Source organism: Methylobacterium sp. NPDC097929 (assembly GCF_049543375.1).
In the GTDB taxonomy this organism is placed as follows: domain Bacteria; phylum Pseudomonadota; class Alphaproteobacteria; order Rhizobiales; family Beijerinckiaceae; genus Methylobacterium.
The window spans coordinates 19,810-40,781 of the sequence record NZ_JBMVEP010000019.1; the positions used below are offsets into that span (position 1 = coordinate 19,810).

General features: G+C 70.8%; 19 protein-coding genes. 8 read left to right on the forward strand and 11 right to left on the reverse strand.

The genetic code is table 11. The annotated features are described in order from the left end of the window. The first annotated feature begins 25 nt into the window (after nucleotides 1-25). Together argF and ACPCJR_RS24610 are read left to right on the forward strand one after the other, a co-directional pair. Nucleotides 26-976 carry an ornithine carbamoyltransferase gene (argF, locus tag ACPCJR_RS24605; RefSeq protein WP_391515956.1) on the forward strand — a complete coding sequence of 317 codons (951 nt, stop codon included), beginning with the start codon at nucleotides 26-28 and terminating at the stop codon, nucleotides 974-976. A gap of 328 nt (nucleotides 977-1,304) precedes the next feature. After that, nucleotides 1,305-2,891: a DNA methyltransferase gene (locus ACPCJR_RS24610; protein WP_391515954.1), complete on the forward strand. Its 1,587-nt coding sequence runs from the start codon at nucleotides 1,305-1,307 to the stop codon at nucleotides 2,889-2,891. Nucleotides 2,892-2,902: 11 nt separating this feature from the next. Here ACPCJR_RS24610 and ACPCJR_RS24615 read toward each other — a convergent pair whose 3' ends face one another. Beyond that, the gene (locus ACPCJR_RS24615) at nucleotides 2,903-3,331 is read right to left on the reverse strand and encodes a VOC family protein (RefSeq protein ID WP_391515952.1); all 429 of its coding nucleotides are present in this window, start codon (nucleotides 3,329-3,331) and stop codon (nucleotides 2,903-2,905) included. Between the two features lie 245 nt (nucleotides 3,332-3,576). On the opposite strand from ACPCJR_RS24615, the gene ACPCJR_RS24620 reads away from it, so the two are divergent. From ACPCJR_RS24620 to ACPCJR_RS24635, 4 genes are all read left to right on the forward strand, one after another. After that, a complete protein-coding gene (locus tag ACPCJR_RS24620; RefSeq protein WP_391515951.1) occupies nucleotides 3,577-4,383 on the forward strand; it encodes an SDR family NAD(P)-dependent oxidoreductase in 807 nt (268 codons plus the stop codon). Beyond that, nucleotides 4,383-5,753, forward strand: a complete 1,371-nt coding sequence (locus ACPCJR_RS24625) for a dihydrolipoyl dehydrogenase (protein WP_391515950.1) — start codon at nucleotides 4,383-4,385, stop codon at nucleotides 5,751-5,753. Before ACPCJR_RS24620 ends, ACPCJR_RS24625 begins: the two co-directional genes overlap by 1 nt. A 214-nt stretch (nucleotides 5,754-5,967) precedes the next feature. Continuing rightward, nucleotides 5,968-8,592, forward strand: coding sequence for a histidine kinase dimerization/phosphoacceptor domain -containing protein (locus ACPCJR_RS24630; RefSeq protein WP_391515948.1), 2,625 nt, complete (start codon nucleotides 5,968-5,970; stop codon nucleotides 8,590-8,592). A gap of 19 nt (nucleotides 8,593-8,611) precedes the next feature. Continuing rightward, nucleotides 8,612-9,163, forward strand: a complete 552-nt coding sequence (locus ACPCJR_RS24635; protein ID WP_391515947.1) for a biliverdin-producing heme oxygenase — start codon at nucleotides 8,612-8,614, stop codon at nucleotides 9,161-9,163. Nucleotides 9,164-9,222: 59 nt separating this feature from the next. On the opposite strand, the gene ACPCJR_RS24640 is transcribed toward ACPCJR_RS24635, so the two are convergent. Continuing rightward, nucleotides 9,223-10,365: a lysylphosphatidylglycerol synthase domain-containing protein gene (locus tag ACPCJR_RS24640; RefSeq protein ID WP_391515945.1), complete on the reverse strand. Its 1,143-nt coding sequence runs from the start codon at nucleotides 10,363-10,365 to the stop codon at nucleotides 9,223-9,225. After that, complete coding sequence (locus ACPCJR_RS24645; protein WP_391515943.1) at nucleotides 10,358-10,729, reverse strand: hypothetical protein; 372 nt, start codon at nucleotides 10,727-10,729, stop codon at nucleotides 10,358-10,360. The genes ACPCJR_RS24640 and ACPCJR_RS24645 overlap by 8 nt, the downstream gene beginning before the upstream one ends. 263 nt (nucleotides 10,730-10,992) lie before the next feature. On the opposite strand from ACPCJR_RS24645, the gene ACPCJR_RS24650 reads away from it, so the two are divergent. Together ACPCJR_RS24650 and ACPCJR_RS24655 are read left to right on the forward strand one after the other, a co-directional pair. Further along, on the forward strand, nucleotides 10,993-12,339 hold the full coding sequence (locus tag ACPCJR_RS24650; protein WP_391515941.1) for a capsule biosynthesis protein: 1,347 nt from the start codon (nucleotides 10,993-10,995) through the stop codon (nucleotides 12,337-12,339). 162 nt (nucleotides 12,340-12,501) lie between these two features. Further along, entirely contained in the window at nucleotides 12,502-12,792 is a 291-nt protein-coding gene (locus ACPCJR_RS24655; protein WP_391515940.1) for a hypothetical protein, read from the forward strand. A 17-nt stretch (nucleotides 12,793-12,809) separates the two neighbouring features. Here the strand turns inward: ACPCJR_RS24655 and ACPCJR_RS24660 are convergent, their stop codons facing one another. The 8 genes from ACPCJR_RS24660 to ACPCJR_RS24695 all read right to left on the reverse strand — a co-directional run bounded on the left by ACPCJR_RS24660 (nucleotide 12,810) and on the right by ACPCJR_RS24695 (nucleotide 20,156). After that, nucleotides 12,810-14,183, reverse strand: coding sequence for a sigma-54-dependent transcriptional regulator (locus ACPCJR_RS24660; RefSeq protein ID WP_391515938.1), 1,374 nt, complete (start codon nucleotides 14,181-14,183; stop codon nucleotides 12,810-12,812). Nucleotides 14,184-14,363: 180 nt separating this feature from the next. Further along, entirely contained in the window at nucleotides 14,364-14,711 is a 348-nt protein-coding gene (gene fliN, locus ACPCJR_RS24665; RefSeq protein WP_110352408.1) for a flagellar motor switch protein FliN, read from the reverse strand. Nucleotides 14,712-14,716: 5 nt separating this feature from the next. Further along, a complete protein-coding gene (locus ACPCJR_RS24670) occupies nucleotides 14,717-15,343 on the reverse strand; it encodes a flagellar assembly protein FliH (protein ID WP_391515937.1) in 627 nt (208 codons plus the stop codon). Beyond that, nucleotides 15,340-16,395: a flagellar motor switch protein FliG gene (fliG, locus tag ACPCJR_RS24675; RefSeq protein WP_391515935.1), complete on the reverse strand. Its 1,056-nt coding sequence runs from the start codon at nucleotides 16,393-16,395 to the stop codon at nucleotides 15,340-15,342. The genes ACPCJR_RS24670 and fliG overlap by 4 nt, the downstream gene beginning before the upstream one ends. A gap of 42 nt (nucleotides 16,396-16,437) precedes the next feature. After that, nucleotides 16,438-18,060 carry a flagellar basal-body MS-ring/collar protein FliF gene (gene fliF, locus ACPCJR_RS24680; protein WP_391515933.1) on the reverse strand — a complete coding sequence of 541 codons (1,623 nt, stop codon included), beginning with the start codon at nucleotides 18,058-18,060 and terminating at the stop codon, nucleotides 16,438-16,440. 235 nt (nucleotides 18,061-18,295) lie between these two features. Continuing rightward, complete coding sequence (locus tag ACPCJR_RS24685; RefSeq protein WP_009865968.1) at nucleotides 18,296-18,571, reverse strand: DUF1153 domain-containing protein; 276 nt, start codon at nucleotides 18,569-18,571, stop codon at nucleotides 18,296-18,298. A 141-nt stretch (nucleotides 18,572-18,712) separates the two neighbouring features. Further along, nucleotides 18,713-19,384 (reverse strand): flagellar hook assembly protein FlgD, encoded by a 672-nt coding sequence (locus tag ACPCJR_RS24690; RefSeq protein ID WP_391515931.1) that lies wholly within the window; start codon nucleotides 19,382-19,384, stop codon nucleotides 18,713-18,715. A gap of 109 nt (nucleotides 19,385-19,493) precedes the next feature. Further along, entirely contained in the window at nucleotides 19,494-20,156 is a 663-nt protein-coding gene (locus ACPCJR_RS24695) for a flagellar hook-length control protein FliK (RefSeq protein ID WP_391515930.1), read from the reverse strand. Nucleotides 20,157-20,972 lie beyond the last annotated feature (816 nt).

Here is a 20,972-nt window from a genome sequence, read left to right on the forward strand (position 1 = left end):
CGGTGCCGTGAGCGAAGATATTGAGATGACCACCACCCTGAACGGCAGCGGCCCGCATGTCCGCCACTTCCTCGACCTGAAGGATTTCTCGGCCGAGACCCTGCGCGGCGTCCTCGACGCCTCCGCCGCGATGAAGCGCGCGCGGGTCAAGGGCCAGCGCGCCGCGGAGCGACCGCTCACCGGCAAGATGCTGGCGATGGTGTTCGACCGGCCCTCGACCCGCACCCGCGTCTCCTTCGACGTGGCCATGCGCGAACTCGGCGGCGACACCCTGATGCTGACCGGCAAGGAGATGCAGCTCGGGCGCGGCGAGACGGTGGCCGACACCGCCCGCGTGCTCTCGCGCTTCGTCGATGCGATCGTGATCCGCACGCTGGACCACACGCTGATGGTGGAACTGGCCGAGCATGCCGAGGTGCCGGTCATCAACGCGCTGACCAAGGTCTCGCATCCGTGCCAGATCATGGCCGACGTGATGACCTTCGAGGAGCATCGCGGGCCGATCAAGGGCCGCACGGTGGCGTGGTCGGGTGACGCCAACAACGTGCTGGCGAGCTGGGTCCACGCCGCGGCCCGCTTCGACTTCACCCTCAACGTCGCTGCTCCGAACGAGCTGGCGATGCCGCCGGCCCTCATCGCCTGGGCCGAGCGCGAGGGCGCCCGCGTCAACGCCACCACCGACGCCTACGCGGCGGTCGAGGGGGCGGACGCGGTGGTGACCGATTGCTGGGTCTCCATGGGCGACGACGACGAGCACTTCCGCCACAACCTGCTCTCGCCCTACCGCGTGGACGCGGCGCTGATGGCGGCCGCGGCGAAGGACGCGATCTTCCTGCACTGCCTGCCCGCGCATCGCGGCGAGGAGGTTACGGCCGAGGTCATCGACGGACCGCAATCGGTGGTGTTCGACGAGGCCGAGAACCGTCTGCACGCGCAGAAGGGCATTCTCGCGTGGTGCCTGGGCGAGGCGGCGTAGCCCGCTTTCGCGCCCAATCGGCAACCTCGAGTTCGTCACGACGCACCCGGACGCGAACCACGTTCCGTCCGGGCGCAGCGGACCCGTCGTCGGAGACGCCCGAACGTGTGGCCGCGTCGCGCACGCGACGGGCGGCAGCCGGCCGAAGCCATTTCCTTCCCATAAGAGCCGCATGAAGCGTGACGGGCGGACAGGCGATCCTCGCCTCGACCGTTGATACAACCTATGTTCGCTTTTTGTTCAGATTACAAGCAAACTCTAGGTATTATAATTTCCTCCAAGTTGCGCAGGCTGTTCGGCCATTTGAAGCGTGGCGATATGGGGCCTCATGTCGGGGACACTTTATTTCGGCGACAATCTGGACATTCTCAGAAATCACATCGATTCCGGTAGTGTAGACCTCGTCTACCTCGACCCTCCATTCAATTCCAAAGCCTCCTATGCCGTCCTCTTCGAGTCTCCGGATGGCTCGAAAAGCTCGTCTCAAATCCAGGCCTTCGAGGACACATGGACTTGGAACGATACCTCCCAGACCGCTTTCGAAGACACGCTCCGCAGTGGGCACACCGCGGTGGCCGACGTGCTGCGGTCCCTTCGCCAATTTCTGGGAGAGAACGATGTCATGGCTTACCTGGCCATGATGTCCGTCAGGATCGTTGAGCTGCGCCGCGTGCTCAAGGAGACAGGCTCGATCTATCTGCACTGCGATCCGACGGCGAGTCACTACCTCAAGATCATCCTCGACGCCGCCTTTGGCATCAAACAATTCCGAAACGAGATCATCTGGAAGAGAACCAGAGGGCACTACGACAAAAAGCTATCCAAATTCGGAAGTGTGCACGACACCATATTCTACTACGCCAGATCCGAAAATCGAAAGTTCAATCTGATCGCGAGCGAGCGCGATCGGAATGCGCCGAAGACCCACGATCTGTACGTCCACACCGACGGCAAGACCTACCGTAAGGACAATTGCAGGGCACCGGGCGACCGGGGGCCGCTCTACGAGTGGAACGGCCATACCTTCCACTGGCGCTACGCCCCGGCGGAGCGGGACCGGCTGATCGCGGAGGGACGGATCGTCTACACGAAAAACGGCATGCCGCGCGTCCTGAGGCCCGTCGAGCCCCTGAAGGGAATCCCGCTGCAGGATGTCTGGACGGACATCGATGCTCTGAACGCGGGCTCCAACGAGATCCTGGGCTACCCGACGCAGAAGCCGGTGGCGCTCCTGGAACGGATCATCGCCGCCTCGACCGATCCGGGCGACATCGTGCTCGATCCCTTCTGCGGGTGTGGGACGGCCGTGCACGCGGCCCAAAGACTTCGTCGGCGCTGGCTCGGGATCGATGTCACACCGCTCGCCATCAACCTCATCGGCCGGCGCCTGAACGACGCCTTTCCGGAGATCGCTTTCAACGTTCGCGGCATTCCTCGCGACATGGACGGGGCGAGGGAGTTGGCCTTGCGGGACAAACACCTCTTCCAGCTCTGGTGCGTCGATCTGGTCGACGCGCAACCCTTCAGGAACGGACAGAAGGGCGCCGATGGCGGGATCGACGGGTTGATCTACTTCAAGGCGAACGACAAGGACACGAAGGCCGCGATCGTATCGGTCAAAGGCGGCCTGAATGTCGGCGTCGCTCAGATCAAGGATCTGCGCGCCACCATGGAGCGCACCGGCGAACCGCTCGGCGTCTTCCTGACCCTCACGCCGCCCACGCGACCCATGGAGAAGGAAGCGGCCAGCGCCGGAACGTACGAAACAGGCCATCACCGCATTCCGCGCATCCAGATCCTGACGATCGAGCAGCTTCTTGCGGGGCGAAGACCACGCATTCCCTTCGGACACACGGTCAGTTACCGGCGCACGCGGCGCGAGACGAGCCGCGAGACGCAAACCTCGCTTCTCTGATCCCCGACGGCTCAGCCCGCCCGCTTGGCCTGGTTCATCGCCCAGATCACGCCGAACGGGTCGCGCAGCTGCCCGTAGAGGTCGCCCCAGAACATTTCCTGATAGGGCATCACCACCTCCGCGCCCGCCGCCACCGCCCGTTCCCACCACGCCGCGATATCCTCGACCGGCAGGAGCAGGCTGAAGGCCTGCGGCGCCTGGAGCGGGTGGCCGTATTCGGGGAAGGCGTCGGAGAGCATCACCGAGGTGCCGTTCACGCACAGATGCACGTGCATGGTCCGGCCCTGCTCGTCCGGCGGGACGCTGGCCAGGATCTCGGCGCCGAAGGCCTTCTCGTAGAAGGCGGCGGCCCGCAGGGCGCCGTCGAGCGAGAGGTAGGCGACCACGCCGCCCCGCGGGGGCACGGCCGGCCCCGGCTGGATCGTCTCGGTCTCGCTCATCGCCAAGGATCTCCGCGCGATTCGAATCGCCCGAAGGGTGCCGCTCACTGCGGGTGCCGCCAAGCGGTTTCGTGACGTTCGGCGCTGCGATTCCATCCGGCCCGCCCACCGGTCGGATCGCCGCAGCCCACGGCCCGGCTGGAACGATCCGGCACGCCTCCCGTTGGCCCGCGGCTTTAACAAACGTTCTCAGCGCCGGCCTTCGAGCGCGCGGACCGGACGCCGATCACGGGAAGGGTCGTCACATGGATCTCGGCATCAGCGGCCGCGTCGCGGTGATCACGGGCGGTGATTCCGGCATGGGCTACGTGAGCGCGGAATACCTTCTGCGCGAGGGCGTCAGGATCGTCCTCTCCGACCTGAAGGAGCGGGAATTGCAGGAGGCGGCCGAGCGCCTGTCGGCGCTGGGACCGGTCAAGGCGTGCCAAGCCGATTTGTCGGACGATGCGGGCGCGCGCAAGCTGCGCGAATTCGCGGACACCGCGTTCGAGACCAAGCCCACCATCCTCATCAACGGCGCGGGCATCACCGGCGCCACGGGCGACTTCCTGGAGATCGACGACGCGGGCTGGATGGAGACGATCCAGGCCGACCTGATGTCGGCGGTGCGGGTCGCGCGCGCCTTCATCCCGGGGATGCGCGCGGCGGGCTGGGGCCGGATCGTGTTCTTCACCTCCGAGGACGCGGTCCAGCCCTATGTCGAGGAACTGCCCTACTGCGCCGCCAAGGCCGGCCTGATGAACCTGACCAAGGGCCTCTCCAAAGCCTACGGGCCGGACGGCGTGCTGGTGAATTCCGTGGCGCCGGCCTTCGTCGCCACGCCGATGACCGACGCGATGATGGAGAAGCGCGCCGGGGAACTCGGCGTCTCCTTCGACGAGGCGGTCGAGAGCTTCCTCACGGAGAAGCGTCCCGGCATCGTCTCCAAGCGCCGGGGCCGGCCCGAGGAGGTCGCCGCGGCGGTGGCCTTCCTCTGCTCCGAGCAGGCGAGCTACATCACCGGCGAGAACCTGCGCGTCGACGGCGGCGCCGTCCTGACCATGGCGTCCTGATGCGTGAACTCACCTGCGACGTCGCGGTGATCGGCGCCGGCACCGCCGGCATCGCCGCCCACCGGGCCGCCCTCGACGCGGGGGTGAAGTCGATCCTGATCGAGCAGGGTCCCGGCGGCACCACCTGCGCGCGGGTGGGCTGCATGCCTTCCAAGCTGCTGATCACCGCCGCGAACGCCGCCCACGGCGCGCGCGAGGCGCACCGCCTCGGCATCCGCGTCGGCGAGGTTGCCGTGGACGCCCCCGCCGTGCTCGCCCGGATGCGGCACTGGCGCGACCGCTTCGTGGCCTCCGTGTTCGAGGGGCTCGACCGGCTGCCGGCAGAGACCCGCCTGTCGGGCCGTGCCGTGTTCGAGGGCCCGGACCGGCTGCGGATCGACGATCACACCCGCTTGCACTTCAAGGCCGCCGTGCTGGCGACAGGCTCCAGCCCGAGCGTGCCCGATCCGCTGCAGGATCTCGGGCACCGTCTGCTGACCACCGACACCGTGTTCGACATCGAGGACCTGCCCGCCTCGCTCGCCGTGCTCGGCGCCGGCCCGGTCGGGCTCGAACTCGCGCAGGCCATGGCCCGGCTCGGCGTCGAGACGCAGGTCTTCGATCCTGGCGACAGCCTCGGCGGCCTGAGCGATCCGGACCTCAAGGCGGCGGCGCGGGAGATCTTCTCGCAGGCCTTCACCCTGCATCTCGGCACGAAGGTCGAGCGGGGCAGGGCGGATGACGACGGTGCACGCCTGGGCTGGGACGGGGGCGAGACCCGCGTCGAGCGGGTGCTGGCCGCCGCGGGCCGCCCGCCGAACGTGCGGGGCATCGGCCTCGAGCAGACCGGCGCCCGCCTCGACGATCGGGGCAGCCCGGCCCACGATCCCCGCTCGCTGCTCTGCGAGGGCGCCACCATCCTGATCGCCGGAGACGCCAACGCGGACCGCCCGGTGCTGCACGAGGCGAGCCGCCAGGGCCGCATCGCCGGCCGCAACGCCGCGCGGATCGCGGCCGGGGAGAGCGCCGAGCGGCCCGTGCGCTGGGTAGCGCTCGCCATGGTGTTCAGCGAGCCGCAGATCGCCGTGATCGGCGGCGGCTTCGACGCAGACGCCGACCGTCTCGTCGGCCGCGCCGATTTCTGCGACCAGGGCCGGGCGCAGGTCATGGACGAGGCGCAGGGCGGCCTCCGGCTCTATGCCGAGCCCGATGGGCGCCTCGCCGCCGCCGAGCTGATCGGTCCCGGGGCGGAGCATCTCGGCCACATCCTCGCCCACGCGGTGCAGGACGGATTGGACGTGCGGCGCCTGCGCGAGCGTCCCTTCTACCATCCCACCCTGGAGGAAGGGCTCGACACGGCGCTCTCCGAGCTCGCGGACCAGCTGCGCTGAGACCCGGTCCCGCGCCTGCTCCGAACAGGCGTCGACACCGCTCGCCCGGAGGAGATCCGGAAGAGCGCTGCGCCGTGTCGCGGCCATTGTATCGTTTTAGACAAAGTCGGGATCCGACAGATACTTGGCGCCGATGCGCCGCAGTTTGCATCGGGCCGCGCAACCCTGCCCGGCATTGCGCAACCGGCCCGCGGCAGGCATATCGACAGGCACAATGGTCGATCCGTCGCAGATGCACGCCCAGGGGCCTCACGACGGCCCGGTCGATTCCCGGGTCGATATCGAGAGCCTCACTCCCGCGCAGCGGGACGCGCTGGAGGCGGGCGTCCTGGCGCTCGATTCCGCCGGGATCGTGCTCGCCTGCAACCGGGCGGCGGAGACCCTGTGCGGGATGCCACGCGAGGCGATGCTCGGCCGCAGCTTCTTCCGCGAGCTGGTGCCGAGCGCCCACGTGCCCGGCTTCTACGGGCGTTTCCTCGCGGGCGTGCGCCGGGGCCGGGGCGACCAGTCCTTCGAATTCGTGTTCGGCCGCATCCCGGCTCCCCTGAGAGCGCGCATCGGCCTGCGGGCCGGCGCGGACGGGCGGATCTGGCTGACCATCAGCCCCCTGGAGCAGATCGCCGCCGGCCCCTCCCGCGAGGCCGTGCTCGCCGCGATCGCCCAGCGCAGCCGGGCCGAGCCGGTCGATCCGAGCCTGTGCGAGCGGGAGCCGATCCACATTCCCGGCTCGATCCAGCCGAACGCGGTGATGCTCGCCGCCGACGCGGCGAGCCTGGAGATCGTGGCCTTCAGCGCCAACGCCGCCGACGTGCTCGCGCCCGCGCTTTTTCCCCCGAACGGCCTCAGCCTGGAGGCGGTGCTGCCGGCCGAGATCGTCTCGGCGATCCGCAACGGCATGGCCGCCCACACCTTGACCGACGGGCGGCTCCTGCGCCGCTCGCTGACCCTGCCCCCGCGCGACGAACGCTTTCACCTCTTGGCGCATGTCCATCTGGGGCGCGTCATCGTCGAGCTGGAACTGGCGCCCGAGCGGCCGGAGGACTTTCTCACGGCGAGCCCCCTCGACGCCGAGACCGCCATGGTACGGCTGCGCGCCGCCGAGACCCTGGCCGAGGCCGCGCAGATCGCCGCCCTCGAGATCCGCGCCATGACCGGTTTCGAATCGGTGCTGGTCTACCGCTTCGACACCGACTGGAACGGCGAGGCCATCGCCGAGGACATGGTGCCGGATTGGCAGCGTCCCCTGATCGGCCTGCGCTTCCCCGCCTCCGACATCCCAGCCCAGGCGCGCGCCCTCTACACCAAGGCCAAGAGCCGCTTCGTGATCGACCGGGACTGCGTGCCGGTGCCGCTGATGGCCGACCGGGCGGCGGGCAACGCGCCGATCGACCTCACCTTCGCGCAGCACCGCACCCTCTCGCCGATCCACCTCGAATATCAGCGCAACCTCGGCGTCGACGGCTCGATGTCGATCTCGATCATGGTCGAGAACCGGCTCTGGGGCCTGATGATCGGCCATCACCGCCGGCCGCACTACGTCGCCCCGGAGACCCGCGCCGCGGCCACCGTGCTCACCGACGCCTTCGCCATGCGCGTGCAGGAGATCGAGGGCAAGGCGCTCTGGAGCGAGCGGCAGCGCCACCTCGACGTGCAGGGCCGGCTGGTGCGCGGGCTGACCCGCTCGGACGACTTCGTGGTCTCGCTGACCCAGGGCGACCCGACCCTGCTCGACCTGTTCGAGGCGACGGGCGCCGGCATCGTCTCGGACGAGGCCGTCTGCCTCGTCGGCGCCACCCCGGCGGAACCGGCGGTGCGGGCGCTCGCCGACTGGCTGCGCGAGAGCCTCCCCCCCGGCGAGACCACCTTCGTCACCGACACGCTGGTGCTGCACCACGCGCCGGCCGCCGACTACACCGAGATCGCCAGCGGCCTGCTCGCGGCCTTCGTCGGCACCTCGCGCCAGCACCTCCTGCTGTGGTTCAAACCGGAGGTGCCCAGCACCGTCACCTGGGGCGGCGATCCGAGGAAGCCCGTGCTGCCGGGCAGCGGGCCGGTCGCGGTGCTGCCGCGGCGCTCCTTCGAGCGCTGGGTCGAGGAGCGGCGCGGCCATTCCACCCCTTGGGCCGCCTGGAAGGTCGCGCTGGCCGCGCAGCTCGCCGACGCGGTCGAGGGCGTGGTGCTGCGCCAGCGCCGCAAGATCGACGAACTGACGGGCCTGCTCGCCGACAAGGAGCGCCTGCTGGAGCAGAAGGATCTGCTCACCCGCGAGATCGACCACCGGGTGAAGAACTCGCTGCAGATCGTGACGGCCTTCCTGCACATGCAGCGCCGCCAGATCGCCGACCCCGCCGCCCGCCAGGCCTTCTCCGAGACCTCGGCGCGGGTGATGAGCGTGGCGAGGGTGCATGACAGCCTCTACCAGGGCGAGAGCCTCGAACAGGTCGATCTCGGCCAGACCATCCAGACCCTGTGCAACGACCTCGCCGGCATGGCGGGCGACGAGCACAGCGTCGAGATGACCGCCGAGCCCGGCCTGATGGTGCCCTACCGGCACGCGGTGGCGCTCTCGCTCATCACCACCGAACTCGTCACCAACGCCTTCAAATATGCCGGCCGCCCCGAGAAGGGCGCGCGGGTCAGCGTCACCGTGGCGGGCGGGGAGGGTGCCGTGCGCCTCAAGGTCTGCGACGACGGGGTGGGCATGCCGGCGGGCTGGGAGAATGCGCGGGCGCAGGGCACCGGCCTCGGCATGAAGCTGATCCGCGCCATGCTCGACCAGATCGGTGCCCGCATCGACGTCGAGAACGCCGACGGCGCCTGCTTCACCGTCCACGCCTGACATCCCTGCCGAGCCGAACGTGAGCGACAGCCTGCACGCCCGCCTGCGGCATGCCACCGCCGAGGCGCATGCCGCGCTGGAGCGCGACCTCGACTGGGAGGCGCGGGTGGCAACGCTGTCCGGCTACCGCGACCTGCTCGCGCGCCTGCGCGGCTTCCATGCCGTGTACGAGCCGGCCATCGGCGCGGCCTTAGCGGATGCGGCCTTCTTCGATCCCCGCCGCCGGCTCGCGTTCCTCGACGCGGATCTCGCGGGCCTCTCGGGGGCGGCGCCCGCCTCGTCGCCCGCGCCGCCGTGCCTGGACGGGGCCGGCGGCGCGCTGGGCGCGCTCTACGTGCTGGAGGGCTCGACGCTCGGCGGCGCCGTGATCGGCCGCCACGTGGCCCGCCTCCACGGGGAAGAGGTGCCGCTGGCCTATTACAGCGGCCGCGGTCGTGCGGCCGGGCCGCTCTGGCGGGCCTTCCGCGAGCGCCTCGACGCCCTGCCGGAAGCGCAGGCCGCGGCCGCCTTCACGGCGGGCATCGCCACCTTCGAGGCGATGCGGCGCTGGCTCGTTTCGGGCGAAGGCTGAGCCGAACCGAAAGCATCGGCTTCTTCTGAGAGCCGGCGGCCACCTTTCGGGACGATGCTCTAACCCGGCGGGGCCAGCACCTGCGTGCGCCGCGCCTCCAGGGTCTGCCAGACCACCAGCGAGGGCAGGCCGAGCACCACGTCGGGCACGCGCTTGGCGAGCGACAGGGCGATGGCGGTGCCGGCATCGAGCCCGAACAGGGCGCCCACCACCACGAAGCTGCCCTCCTGCACGCCGAGCCCGCTCGGCACGGGAAAGGCCGCCGACTTGATCGCCTGGGAGAGGGATTCGAGCACGAGCACCTCGGTCAGGCTGACCTCGACCCCGATGCAGGCCAGCGCGATCCAGATCTCCGCCGCCCCGAGCCCCCAGGCCGCGAAGTGCAGGACCAGCGACTGGGCGATGCGCCCGCGCCGTCCCCGGGCCCAGACGGCGTCGAGGGCGTCCTGCACGGTGAGGCCGGGCTCGGACGGCGCCGCCGTCCCCGCCGCATCCGGCGCCGCCATCCGCAGAACCCGGCGGCCGAAGCCGGTCAGGCGCCGCTCCAGGGCGCGGGCGGGCCCGAGGGTCTGGAGCGCGAAGAAGGCCGCCACCACCGCCACCGCCACCGCGGCGGCCTGCGTCGTCCAGCGCGCGAGGGAGGCGGCGGCCTCGCCCGGCAGGCGCCAGAGCAGCCCGGTCCCGAGGAGGGTGAAGGCCACCTGCGTGGCGACCTGGATCAGCATGTCGGCGAGCAGCGAGGCCGCGGCGAGGCTGCCCGCCACGCCCCAGAAGGTCAGCAGGCGCCCGCCCACCACCTCGCCGCCCACGGAGGCGACGGGCAACAGGACGTTCACGCCCTCGCGCACGAAGCGCAGGATCACGAAGGCGCCGGTCTCGACCGGAGGCTGCGCCGCGCCCCCCGCACGGCCCGAGGGCGGGATGCCGGACAGGATCCGCGCCCAGGCCAAGCCGCAGAGCAGGACGATGACGGCCCGCACCAGAACGATGGCGGCAAGCCCCGCCAGGCCGATCCGCCCGAAGGCCGCACCGATCGCGCCGAGGTCGTTGGTGGCTACGAGCCAGACGCCGAGCGCCAAGCCGGCCAGGGTGCCGACGAGCGGAAGCCGGCGCAGCAGCCGGCCCAGGAACCGGCGCGGGCGCGGCCTGCCGCCGGCGGCCGTCCCGGAATCCTTCGCGGCGCGGGCCGGCGCTTCAGACATCGCCGTCTCCCGCGGGCGGCGCCGGGACGGGGGAGGGCTGCGCCGGAACGAGGCCCAGCGCCTCGGGACCGAGGGCGTCGAGCGAGGGATCGATCAAGAGGACGCGGCGGCGCGCCAGGGATTGCGCGGTGGCGAGCGTCAGCATCCGCTTGGGGCAGGGGCCGAGACAGCCCGTCTCGACGACCCGCACCTTGCCGGCGCCGCGCTCGCGGGCGGTCTCCCGGTAGGCGCGCTTGAGCGCCCGGCCGAGTCGCTTGCGGTCGACCTCCTGGCGCTTGGCGCATTTGCGGCAGACCAGCACGACGTCCGAGAAACCCGCCTTGGCCGTGCGGGCCGCCCCGCCCGGTTCCTGCAGCCGTCCCACGACGCCTCCCGCCCGGCTCCCTGGTCCGAGCCGTCTGATGTGTCTCGGGGCGGTATCGCAGCAGCAGCGCCCGCGGCGCAATCCCGACGGATCGCCGCGCCTTAAAAAGGGCCGAAAAGAACGTGACCTGAGCGACGGACGGGACGCTGCCCCGGGCGCCATCCGGGGCGCCCTGCCGACGAGCCTTGCCCACGCCTCGTGCGGGTGGCAGGACCCGGGCGCGGGCGCGATCCCGGCGGCGGTTCCGCGAGGGCTCCCTTTCGATGAATTCCGACGAGGTCAAGCAGGAGACCCGAGTCCGGACGGGTTCGAGCGTGCAGTCGCTCATGGACCTCGCCCGGCGCTCCGTGCCGGATCTGCGGCGCAACGCCGAGACGATCGAACCGATTTCGCCGGGGCGGGGGCGGGGCCTGCCGGTCGGTCCCCTGCTCGAACGGGCGCGCCGCAGCCTCGAATGGACCCGGCTGCCCGGCCTGCGGTCCCGCGAGGCGCGCCCGCCGGAGGGCCTCGCCAAGCGCCTGTTCCGCAGCTACGGCCTGTTCGTGCTGGCGCCGACGGCCCTCATCGGCCTCTACGTCTTCGCCATCGCCACCCCGCAATACGTGGTCGAATCGCAGTTCGCGGTACGCGGCAACGTCGAGCCGATGGCCAGCGCCGAACTCGGCCTCTACGCGGACCTGATCCAGAAGCACAACAGCCAGGACAGCTTCATCCTGCGCGACTACATCGGCAGCCGGCCGATGGTGGAGGCCGTCGACGCCAAGCTCGGCGTCGAGCGGATGTTCTCGAAGGACGGGATCGACTTCTGGGCCCGCTACCGGGATGGCCAACCGGTCGAGAAGCTGGTGCGCTACTGGGGCCGGCACGTGAATGCGCATATCGACGCCATCTCCGGCGTGATCCGCCTGAGCGTGCGCGCCTTCGAGCCCGAGGATGCGGTCGCGATCTCCAAGGAGGTGATCGCCCGGTCCGAGGCCCTGATCAACGACATCTCCCGGCGCGCCCAGGCCGACATGATCGCCCAGTCGATGAAGGAGGTGGAGCAGACGAAGGAGCGGCTCAAGCAGGCGCGGGTGGCCCTGCAGGAGTTCCGCAACCGCTGGGGCATCATCGATCCCGTCAAGTCGGCCGAGGCCGCCGTGACCACGATCGAGATGCTGCGCAAGGACAAGATCAAGGCCGAGAACGACCTGCGCGTGCTGCGCGACTCCCGGCTCGACGAAAAGACCCGCGGCATCCAGGTGCTGGTGGCGACCGTCGGTGCCCTCGACGGGCAGATCAAGGATCTGCAGAACCGCCTCACGACCGACGGCATCGTTTCCAGTTCCGAGCACAACCTCACGCAGGCCCTGCTGGAATACGAGAGCTTGATGGTCGAGCAGACGGTCGCGGAGAAGCTCAACGCCTCGATGCAGCTGATCCTCGACCGGGCCCGGGTCGCGGCGGCCAAGCAGCAGATCTATCTCTCGACCTTCGTGCCCCCGCTGCTCCCGACCTACTCGCTCTACCCGGCGCCGTTCTACACGCTGTTCGCGGCCCTGTTCTGCTTCACCGTGCTCTGGAGTTCGATCTCCCTGGTCACGGCGGCGGTGAACGACAACCGGCTCTAAGGCGGCCCTCCGAGGCCGCACGGCCCGGGGACGCTCCCAGGTCCCGCGGGCGCCCACTCGCGCAGGGTCGCCCCGATGCTCTAAGACGATCCCGCGGCCTGCGCCCCGAACCTCCCAGGGACGGGGCCGCCCGACGCCTCCCCATCCTCCTCTTCGGCTTCCATGGCGGATTTCACAGACCTCATCGCCCGCGCCGTCACCCCGTCGATGGGCCGGGACGAGCGCGAACAGGTCTACACGGTGGTGCGTCAGGCCGTGCAGCGGCTCCAGGACCGCGAGAACCTCGCCCCGGACGATCCGCGCATCCTGCTCCAGCGCCACCTGATCGAGGAGACGATCCGCGACGTCGAGTTCGACATCATCCGCTTCCTGACCCTGCGCAAGATCGAGCAGGCGCGGATGGCGCAGAACGCGGAATACGAGGCGCAGTTCACCCGGAGCAAGAAGCGCTGAGGCCCCCTCGGGCGGCCTCAGCCATAGGCCGCCACCGCCCGCACGCCGCCGGGCTCGGCCACGCTCACGCCCGCCTCGACATACTCGTTGAGCTTGTTGCGCAGCGTCCGGATCGAGATGCCGAGGATGCGCGCGGCGTGGGTGCGGTTGCCGAGGCAATGATCGAGGGTGTCGAGGATCAGGTCGCGCTCGACATCCGCCACGGTGCGCCCGACGAGGCCGCGGGTGGCCGCGCCCGCCGCGCTCGCCGCCCGCTCGGCCGGACCCGCCGCGGCGGCGGGCGCGGCGAAGGCGTCGCCCTCCGGGCTCAGGATCGCCTCAGGGCCGATCTCCGCCCCCTGCGCCAGCAGCACCGCACGGTGGATCGTGTTCTCCAATTCGCGCACGTTGCCGGGCCAGGGGTTGCGGGCGACGAGGGTCTGGGCCTCCCGGGCGAGGGCGCGCACCGGCACGCCGTTCAGCTCGGCGTATTTGCGGGCGAAGTGGGCGGCGAGTTCGAGGATGTCGGCGTGGCGCTCCCGCAGCGGCGGCACGCGCAGATGCACGACGTTCAGGCGGTAGAACAGGTCCTCGCGGAACGTGCCCTTCTTCACCTCCTCTGCGAGGTTGCGGTTGGAGGTGGCGAGCACGCGGATATCGACCTTGACGGGCGCCGCGCCCCCGACCCGGTCGATCACCCGCTCCTGGAGCGCGCGCAGGAGCTTGGATTGCAGCCGCACGTCCATCTCCGAGATCTCGTCGAGGAGCAGCGTGCCGCCATTGGCTTCCTCGAACCGGCCGATGCGGCGGGCGACCGCGCCGGTGAAGGCGCCCTTCTCGTGGCCGAACAGCTCGGATTCGAGCAGCGCCTCGGGGATTGCCGCGCAATTGACCGAGACGAAGGGGCGGGCGCCCCGGTTCGACTTGGCGTGGACGTGGCGGGCCAGCACCTCCTTGCCGGTGCCGCTCTCGCCGGTGATGAGCACGGAGGCCTCCGAGCGGGCGACCTGCTCGGCGAGCCGGACGACGCGCTCCATGGAGGTGTCGCGCCAGACGAAGCTGCGGGCATCGGCCGCCACCGCCTCCAACACCGCCGCGATCAGCTCGGGATCGGGGGGGAGGGGGATGTACTCCTTGGCGCCCGCCTGGATCGCCGCCACCGCCGCGCGGGCGTCCGAGGCGATGCCGCAGGCCACCACGGGCGTACGGATGCGCTCGTCGGCCAGCGCCCGCACCATCCGGGCGATGTCGAGCCCGACATCGACCATGACGAGGTCGCCGCCCTTGGCACGCAGGGCCGCGAGACCCTGGTCGATCCCGTCGGCATGGGTGACCGAGGCGCCCCGGTTCATGGCGATCTTGGAGGCGGTGACGAGTTCGCCCGAGAGCCGTCCGACGATGAGCAGCCGCATGGGGTGGTTTCTCCGAAAAGGTTTGCCGTCCGACCCGTCTCGCCCACCCGCCACCTCATCCTGAGGTGCCGCGAAGCGGCCTCGAAGGATCCTCCAGAGCTCGCGCGATCCCTGGAGGATCCTTCGAGGCCTCCGCTTCGCTGCGGCACCTCAGGATGAGGGCGAGGGTGGGACAGAGGATCAGTGGTCGTTCTTGATGATCTCGGTCATGGTGACGCCGAGGCGCTCCTCGACCAGCACGACCTCGCCGCGGGCGACGAGGCGGTTGTTGACGAAGATGTCGATGGCCTCGCCGACCTTGCGGTCGAGTTCGAGCACGGCGCCGGGGCCGAGCCGCAGCAGGTCGCCGATCGGCATGCGCGAGGAGCCCAGCACCGCCGAGACGACCACGGGCACGTCGAAGACCTGTTCGAGGTCCGCCGCGCTCTTGGGGCTCGTCGGCGCGTCGCGCACGGAAGCCGGGCCGCCCTCCTCGTAGGAGAGATCGCCCTCGCTGAGCTGGGGCAGGCTGAAATCGTCGCTCGACATCGGCTTTAGGCCTCGGCGGGATCGGAACAGGGGGAAAGGGCGGCCTCGACGGCGGCGGCGATGCGGGCGCGCTCGCGCACGATGCCGCCATCGGCCCATTCGAGGCGGGCGTCGCCGGGCGCCATGTCGGGTTCGCCGAGCACCACTAGGCGGCCCTCGAAGCCGTGCTCGCGGGACAGGCGCCGCATCAGGGTTTCGGCCTCGTCGACGATGGTCTCGCTCACCCGCAGGACGAGGTGGGGCACGCCGCGCAGGTGCCGCAGCGCCGCGCGGGCCGCCTCCTCGACCCCGGCGAGGGGACGGGCGGCGAGGGCCTCGCCCGCGAGCCGCTGCGCCAGCGCTCCCGCGAAATCGAGGGCCTGCGCCTCGCGCTCCGCATCGCGGGCGTCGGACTGGTTGAGGAGCGCGGCCGCGGCGAGGCCGACCCGGGTGAGGGCGTCGGCGAGCCGGGCCTGCCCCTGGGCCGCGGCCTCCGCCCGGCCGGCCTGGAGGCCGCGGGCATGGGCCGCCGCCTCAAGGGCGGCGCGCTCGGCCTCGGTGCGCGCGGCGGCCTCCGCATCGGCGGGGGAGGGCCCGCGCGGACGACCGAAATCGGTGTCGAACAGGAAGGGGCGGGAGCCGCGGGCACTCAATAGACCAACTCCTCCTCGCCGCCGTTCTTGGCGATCATGATCTCGCCCTTCTCGGCCAGGTCCTTGGCGAGTTCCGTCATCTTGGCCTGCGCCTCATCGACCTCCTTGAGGCGGATCGGCCCCATCGAGCCCATCTCGTCGGTGAGGTTCTTGGCGGCGCGGGTCGACATCTGCCGCATGAAGAAGGCGCGCACCCGCTCGTCCGCGCCCTTGAGCGCCCGGCACAGGGTGTCGTTGTCGACCTTGCGCATGAGGGTCTGGACCGAGCCCGGATCGAGCTTCAGCAGATCCTCGAAGGTGAACATGAGCTGGCGGATCTTCTTGGCCGAGCCGCGGTTGGCCTGGTCGATCGCCGCGAGGAAGCGGGTCTCGGTCTGCCGGTCGAAGGCGTTGAAGACCTCGGCCATGAGTTCGTGCGCGTCGCGCCGGGTGGTCTGGGCGATGGTCGAGACGAACTCCGTGCGCAGGGTCTCCTCAATGTGGCGCAGAGCCTCCTTCTGCACCGTCTCCATGCGCAGCATCCGGTTGAGCACGTCGATGGCGAACTCCTCCGGCAGGATGGTGAGCACCTTGGCGGCGTAGTCGGCCCGCACCTTCGAGAGCACCACCGCGACGGTCTGCGGGTACTCGTTGCGCAGGAAGTTCGCGAGGATCTCGGGATCGATCTGGGTCAGGCTCGCCCAAACGCGCTTGCCCGACGCGCCCTTGATCTCCGCCATGATCGAGGAGACCTGCTCGGGGGGAAAGATCTTGAGCAGGAGCGACTCGGTGCGCTCGAAGTTCGAGGTCATGCCCCCGCCCGAGGACAGGCGCGAGACGAAATCGACGATCAGCCGCTCGACCGTGCCGGCTTCGAGCGAGCCGAGCTGCACCATCGCGTGGCTGACGAGCTTGACCTCGTCCTCGTCGAGGCGCTGCCAGATCGGCGCGCCCTCCTCCTCGCCGAGCAGCAGCAGCAGGGCGGCGGCGCGGTGGGGACCGGGCATCGTGGCGAAGGCGGACGACGAGTCCACGCTCTCCATGGCTGCGTTGAAGTTTACGCCCGCGACCACCGACCCACTCCCTTCTCGCGATCCCGCCTCATCTCAAGCCTCTCAGGAATCGTGGATCCAGTTGCGCAGCACCTCGACGGTCTCGTTCGGGCTCGCCCGCACCATGTCGACCACGCGTTCCACCGTCTCAGCCTGGATCTGTCCGGTCAGCTTGGCCGATTCGAGGAACCGGTTGGTGCTGTTGTCGCGGATCGCCATCTCGGCCGGCACCTCGCCCCCGGCCCCGGCCAGAGCGAGCGCGCCGGCCGGGCCGGCGAGGGAGGCCACCGGCGCCTCGGCTTCCAGCACGCGCCGCAGGAGCGGGCGCACCACCGCCATCAGCACGATCAGGGTGAGCAGGCTGAGAACCGCGAGTTCCACCAGCCGCATCACCTCGTCCTTGGTCGGGCTCAGGAGCGACTGGACCAGGCCGGGCTCGACGAAGTCGGGGGCGGCCGGCGCCTCGGCGAAGCGCAGGTTGACCACCTCGACCTGATCGCCGCGGGCCTTGTCGTAGCCGACCGCCGTGCGCACCAGGGCGGCGATGCGCGCGATCTCGGCATCCGAGCGCGGCTGGTAGGCCGGCTTGCCGTCGGCGCCGGGGGCGTAGACCCCGTCCACCAGCACGGCCACCGAGAGGCGCTTGAGGCGCCCGCCCTCCAGGGTCTCGACCTTGGTGACGCGGGAGATCTCGTAATTCGTGGTCTCCTCGTTCTTCTGCGTCGAATCCTTCTGCGCGGGCGGGGCCGGGTTCTGATTGGCGCCGGGCAGTTCGTTGCCGACGCTGACCTGCCCCTCGGCGCCGCCGGTGAGAGAATTCTCCGTGCGGGTCTGGGTCGAGCGGGCCACGCGGCTCTCGGGATCGAAGCTCTCCGAGCGGCTCTCGACCCGGTTGAGGTCGAGTTCGGCGGCGACCTGCACCCGGGCCCGGCCCTGGCCGACGATGCCCGCCACGATCTCCTCGATCTGCCCCCGCAGGCGCCGCTCGATGCCGGCCTGCCGCTCCTCCAGGGCGCCCGCCCCGTCGGCTTCCGCGCCGCGGGCGCCGTCGGCGAGCAGCCGCCCGCGCTCGTCGACGATCGAGACGCGCTCGGGCTTCAGGCCCTCGACCGCGGAGGCCGCCAGATGCCGGATCGCCCGCACTTGGCTCGCATCGAGGTCGCCCATGAGCTTGACGACGATGGCGGCCGAGGGCGCCTCGCGGTCGCGCTCGAACAGGCGCCGCTCGGGCATGACGAGGTGGACGCGGGCGGCCTGGACGCGGCCGATGGCGCGGATGGAGCGGGCGAGCTCGCCCTCCATCGCCCGCAGATGGTTCACGTTCTGGACGAAGCTCGTGGAGGAGAAGGCGTCGCCCTTGTCGAAGATCTCGTAGCCGACGCCGCCCTGGCTCGGCAGGCCCTTGCCGGCCAGATCCATGCGCAGCTTGGCGAGGTCGGCCCGGGGCGCGAGCAGGGTCTGGCCCATCTCGCCCTTGGTCTCGTAGACGATGCCGCGCGCGTCCAGTTCGCGGATGACGGCGGAGGAATCCTGGAGCGAGAGGTCGGAGAACAGCACCCCCATGTCGGGGCGCGAGACCCGCAGGATCACGAAGGCGAAGAAGCCGACGAGCGTCAGCGTCACCGCCGCCATCGCGGCGAGGCGCGCGGGCCCGAGCTTCGTCACCAGTTCCAGGATGGGTTTCACGGCCGAGCACGCCCACGACGCGAGTGCGGCCGCGAGGGATCGCGGTCCGCCCGGCAAGAATTGCCCGGTGCGTGGTTAGCGAGGCGTTAACGCCGGCCCGATCCCGTTCACGAACGGCCGCCCGCGTCCCGCGAAAGGGTGGGCCGGAAACAACGAGAGCCGCCCCGGCTTCCGGTGGCGGCTCCTCCTGCGCTGCGCGAGGCTCGGCGCGCAACGGTCTGTGGGAACTGATGAATCAGTGCCGGTAGTGCTGGATGCGGGTGGTGCGAAGCCCCGCCAGCCCGTGCTGGTCGATGGAATACTGCCAGCTCAGGAACTCTTCCGTCGTCAGGGTATAGCGCTGGCAGGCCTCCTCCAGGCTGAGAAGGCCGCCGCGGACGGCGGCGACGACCTCGGCCTTGCGGCGGATGACCCAGCGGCGAGTCGTGACGGGAGGAAGATCGGCGATCGTCAGAGGACTGCCGTCGGGGCCGATCACATACTTCACGCGCGGCCGGGGTGTTTCGGTCATGATACGCTCTACACTCGACTGACCTGTCGACCTCCAAGCTACTTGCGCCCGCTTAAAAGTTCTTGAAGTCGGTCGCTCGAATGCGATTCGTCCGCTGTGCGCGGGTGTGGACAAATCGTTCGATGGCGACCTCGACATGCGTCAAGAGCCTGATGTCGTGAGGCTTTTGACGCTGGAGGCCGGCACGCGCGCCGAGCCGATCGTCAGCACCGGTTCAGAGCCGCTGAGGTCGACGCCGTCCACGACGCCCGACACCTTGGTGTCGACGGCGACCTTCGCGCCGGTCGCGTCGAGGGCATCGACGGTGATCGTGTACTTTCCGGCCGCGGCCGAGAGGCCGGAGGTCGAAGTGCCGTCCCAGTCGAAGGCCTGCGCGCCGGCCTTGAGCGTCGTCGTCTTGGTGGCGACGATCGTGCCGTCCGTCCCCTTGATGGTGACGATCGCCCGGGCCGCCGCCCGCTGAGGCGTCAGGGTCCAGTTGGCCTTGCCGTCGATGAGGTCCGTGGTGGCGCCGTCCGCGGTCACCGTCTTGCCGATCAGGCCGGAGGCGGAGGCGGTGGCCGAGGCCTTGGCGTTGGTGAGGATCGAGCCCAGGGAGTCGTTGGTCTTGAGTTGCTGCTCGACGCCGGCGAACTGCACGAGTTGCTGCGTGAACTGGTTGGTGTCCAGCGGGTCGAGAGGGTTCTGGTTCTTCAGCTGCGTGGTGAGCAGGGTGAGGAACTGCGTGAAATTGCCCGCGATCGACTTGGCGTCGGTGGTCGAGGCGGCGCTGGCGCCGGTGATGCTGGTGCTGCTCGCGATGCCGGAGGCCATGGCGTCATCCTGAGGCGGGAGCGGGCGCGAAAGCCGCCGGCTCGCTGGAAAAGTCTGAAGGCGTCGTGACGTGGAGCCTCGTCTTCATCCGGAACGGAAGGACGAGGCTCTAGATGCGGATGTCGAGGGCGCCCAGCGCCCGCAGCGGTCGCAGGGGAACGAGGTCGAGGGCGGAGAGCTCGTCCCGCCCGCCCGGCAGGCCCTCGGGGCGGCCGCGGGCGGAGGGCTCGCCCTGCCGGCCACCACCACCCTCGCCGCGCAGCGACAGGTCGATCCCGCTGCCGCCCGCGTCGGAGGCGAGGTCGAAGCCCGCCTGCGCCAGGGCCTGCTGCAGGGAGCCCGCGTCGCGCTGGAGCAGGGCCAGGGTCTCGGGACGATCCACGACGAGGTGCGCGCGGGCGCGCCCACTCGCCGTGTCGAGATCGAGCGACACGTCGATGCGGCCGAGTTCGACCGGATCGAGGCGGATCGCGAAACGGTTCATCCCCGCGAGCGAGCGGAGCCCGATCGTCATGGCCACGGCCCCGAGCGGAACCGGCGGCGTCGCGGGCGCGGCGGGCTGCGGCGCACTCGTCTGCGCGCCCTGCGTAGGCGCAGCCCCCTGCGTGGGCGCCGCCCCCTGCATTCCCGCCGTCCCGGACGGGGCGGCCACGGGGCTCGTCGGCGTCGGGGCGGCGTCCGTGCCCGCCTGCATTCCGGCCAGCAGGGCGTCGAAGCCCGCCTTGCCCTCCGCCGGAGCGGTGGGCACCGCTTGCGCGTCCGCTCCGGCCACGGACTCCGTCTGCGCCTTGTGCGCCTCGGCCGGGAGCGATCCCGGCTCGGCTTGGCTCGCGGCGGCGACAGCGGGAGAGGCGATCGGCCCAAGCGCTCCGGCGGCTGGCGAAGCGACGGCAGCCGGCGCTCCCGCGGAGGCGGACGCCGCCGCTCCCGCCGGGACAGCCGAGGCCGCGACGGACACGGACGGAGGCGGCGCGGAGAGTGGTGGGGCGAGGAGGAGGGCGGGCTCGGCCGCCGCGGCCTCCTCGTCCGAGGCGGGCGGCGTCTCCTCCGACTCCGAGGCGGCTTCCGTATCGGAGATCATTGCGGCGGCGACTTCCTGCGAAGCGGCTTCCTGAGCCAGCTTTCCCTGCAGCGCTTCGCCGTCTTCGGGGCGCGCCCGCTCGGAGGCGGAAGCGGAGGGTGTCGCCGGGTCGGCCATCGCCTGGGCCGAGGCGCGCTCCGACCCTGCCGCAGGGCGGTCGCGCCGCGTGCTCAACTGAGCGGGGGAACCCGGTTCGGGAGCTGCTTGCGCCGCGCCCGCGGGCTTGGGCCGGTCGGACGACGGGCTCCGGACCTGCCGGCTCTCGGCCGCGGCAGTTTCCCGAGTCCGGTCCGGGGCGGGAGCAGGGGTCGTGCGGCGGAGGGAAGCGGCCGCAGCCGCGGGCTTGCGCGCCTCGGCCTCCAGCGCGAAGCGCGGGCTCTCGGCTCCGCGCGCGGGAGCAGCCGGCAGTCGCGCGGCCTGCCTGAGAACACTCTCCATCCTGTACGCGCGCCAGACCGCCATACCGCCCATTCCTTGTCAGGCCGAAGCCCGCCTTGCCGGAGCAAG

What these genes read in the sequence shown, in the direction of transcription:
- argF (WP_391515956.1), top strand. Translation starts at nt 26, where the DNA reads ATGACCACCACCCTGAACGGCAGCGGCCCGCATGTCCGCCACTTCCTC.
- ACPCJR_RS24610 (WP_391515954.1), top strand. Translation starts at nt 1,305, where the DNA reads ATGTCGGGGACACTTTATTTCGGCGACAATCTGGACATTCTCAGAAAT.
- ACPCJR_RS24615 (WP_391515952.1), bottom strand. Translation starts at nt 3,331, where the DNA reads ATGAGCGAGACCGAGACGATCCAGCCGGGGCCGGCCGTGCCCCCGCGG.
- ACPCJR_RS24620 (WP_391515951.1), top strand. Translation starts at nt 3,577, where the DNA reads ATGGATCTCGGCATCAGCGGCCGCGTCGCGGTGATCACGGGCGGTGAT.
- ACPCJR_RS24625 (WP_391515950.1), top strand. Translation starts at nt 4,383, where the DNA reads ATGCGTGAACTCACCTGCGACGTCGCGGTGATCGGCGCCGGCACCGCC.
- ACPCJR_RS24630 (WP_391515948.1), top strand. Translation starts at nt 5,968, where the DNA reads ATGGTCGATCCGTCGCAGATGCACGCCCAGGGGCCTCACGACGGCCCG.
- ACPCJR_RS24640 (WP_391515945.1), bottom strand. Translation starts at nt 10,365, where the DNA reads ATGTCTGAAGCGCCGGCCCGCGCCGCGAAGGATTCCGGGACGGCCGCC.
- ACPCJR_RS24650 (WP_391515941.1), top strand. Translation starts at nt 10,993, where the DNA reads ATGAATTCCGACGAGGTCAAGCAGGAGACCCGAGTCCGGACGGGTTCG.
- ACPCJR_RS24655 (WP_391515940.1), top strand. Translation starts at nt 12,502, where the DNA reads ATGGCGGATTTCACAGACCTCATCGCCCGCGCCGTCACCCCGTCGATG.
- ACPCJR_RS24660 (WP_391515938.1), bottom strand. Translation starts at nt 14,183, where the DNA reads ATGCGGCTGCTCATCGTCGGACGGCTCTCGGGCGAACTCGTCACCGCC.
- fliN (WP_110352408.1), bottom strand. Translation starts at nt 14,711, where the DNA reads ATGTCGAGCGACGATTTCAGCCTGCCCCAGCTCAGCGAGGGCGATCTC.
- ACPCJR_RS24685 (WP_009865968.1), bottom strand. Translation starts at nt 18,571, where the DNA reads ATGACCGAAACACCCCGGCCGCGCGTGAAGTATGTGATCGGCCCCGAC.
- ACPCJR_RS24690 (WP_391515931.1), bottom strand. Translation starts at nt 19,384, where the DNA reads ATGGCCTCCGGCATCGCGAGCAGCACCAGCATCACCGGCGCCAGCGCC.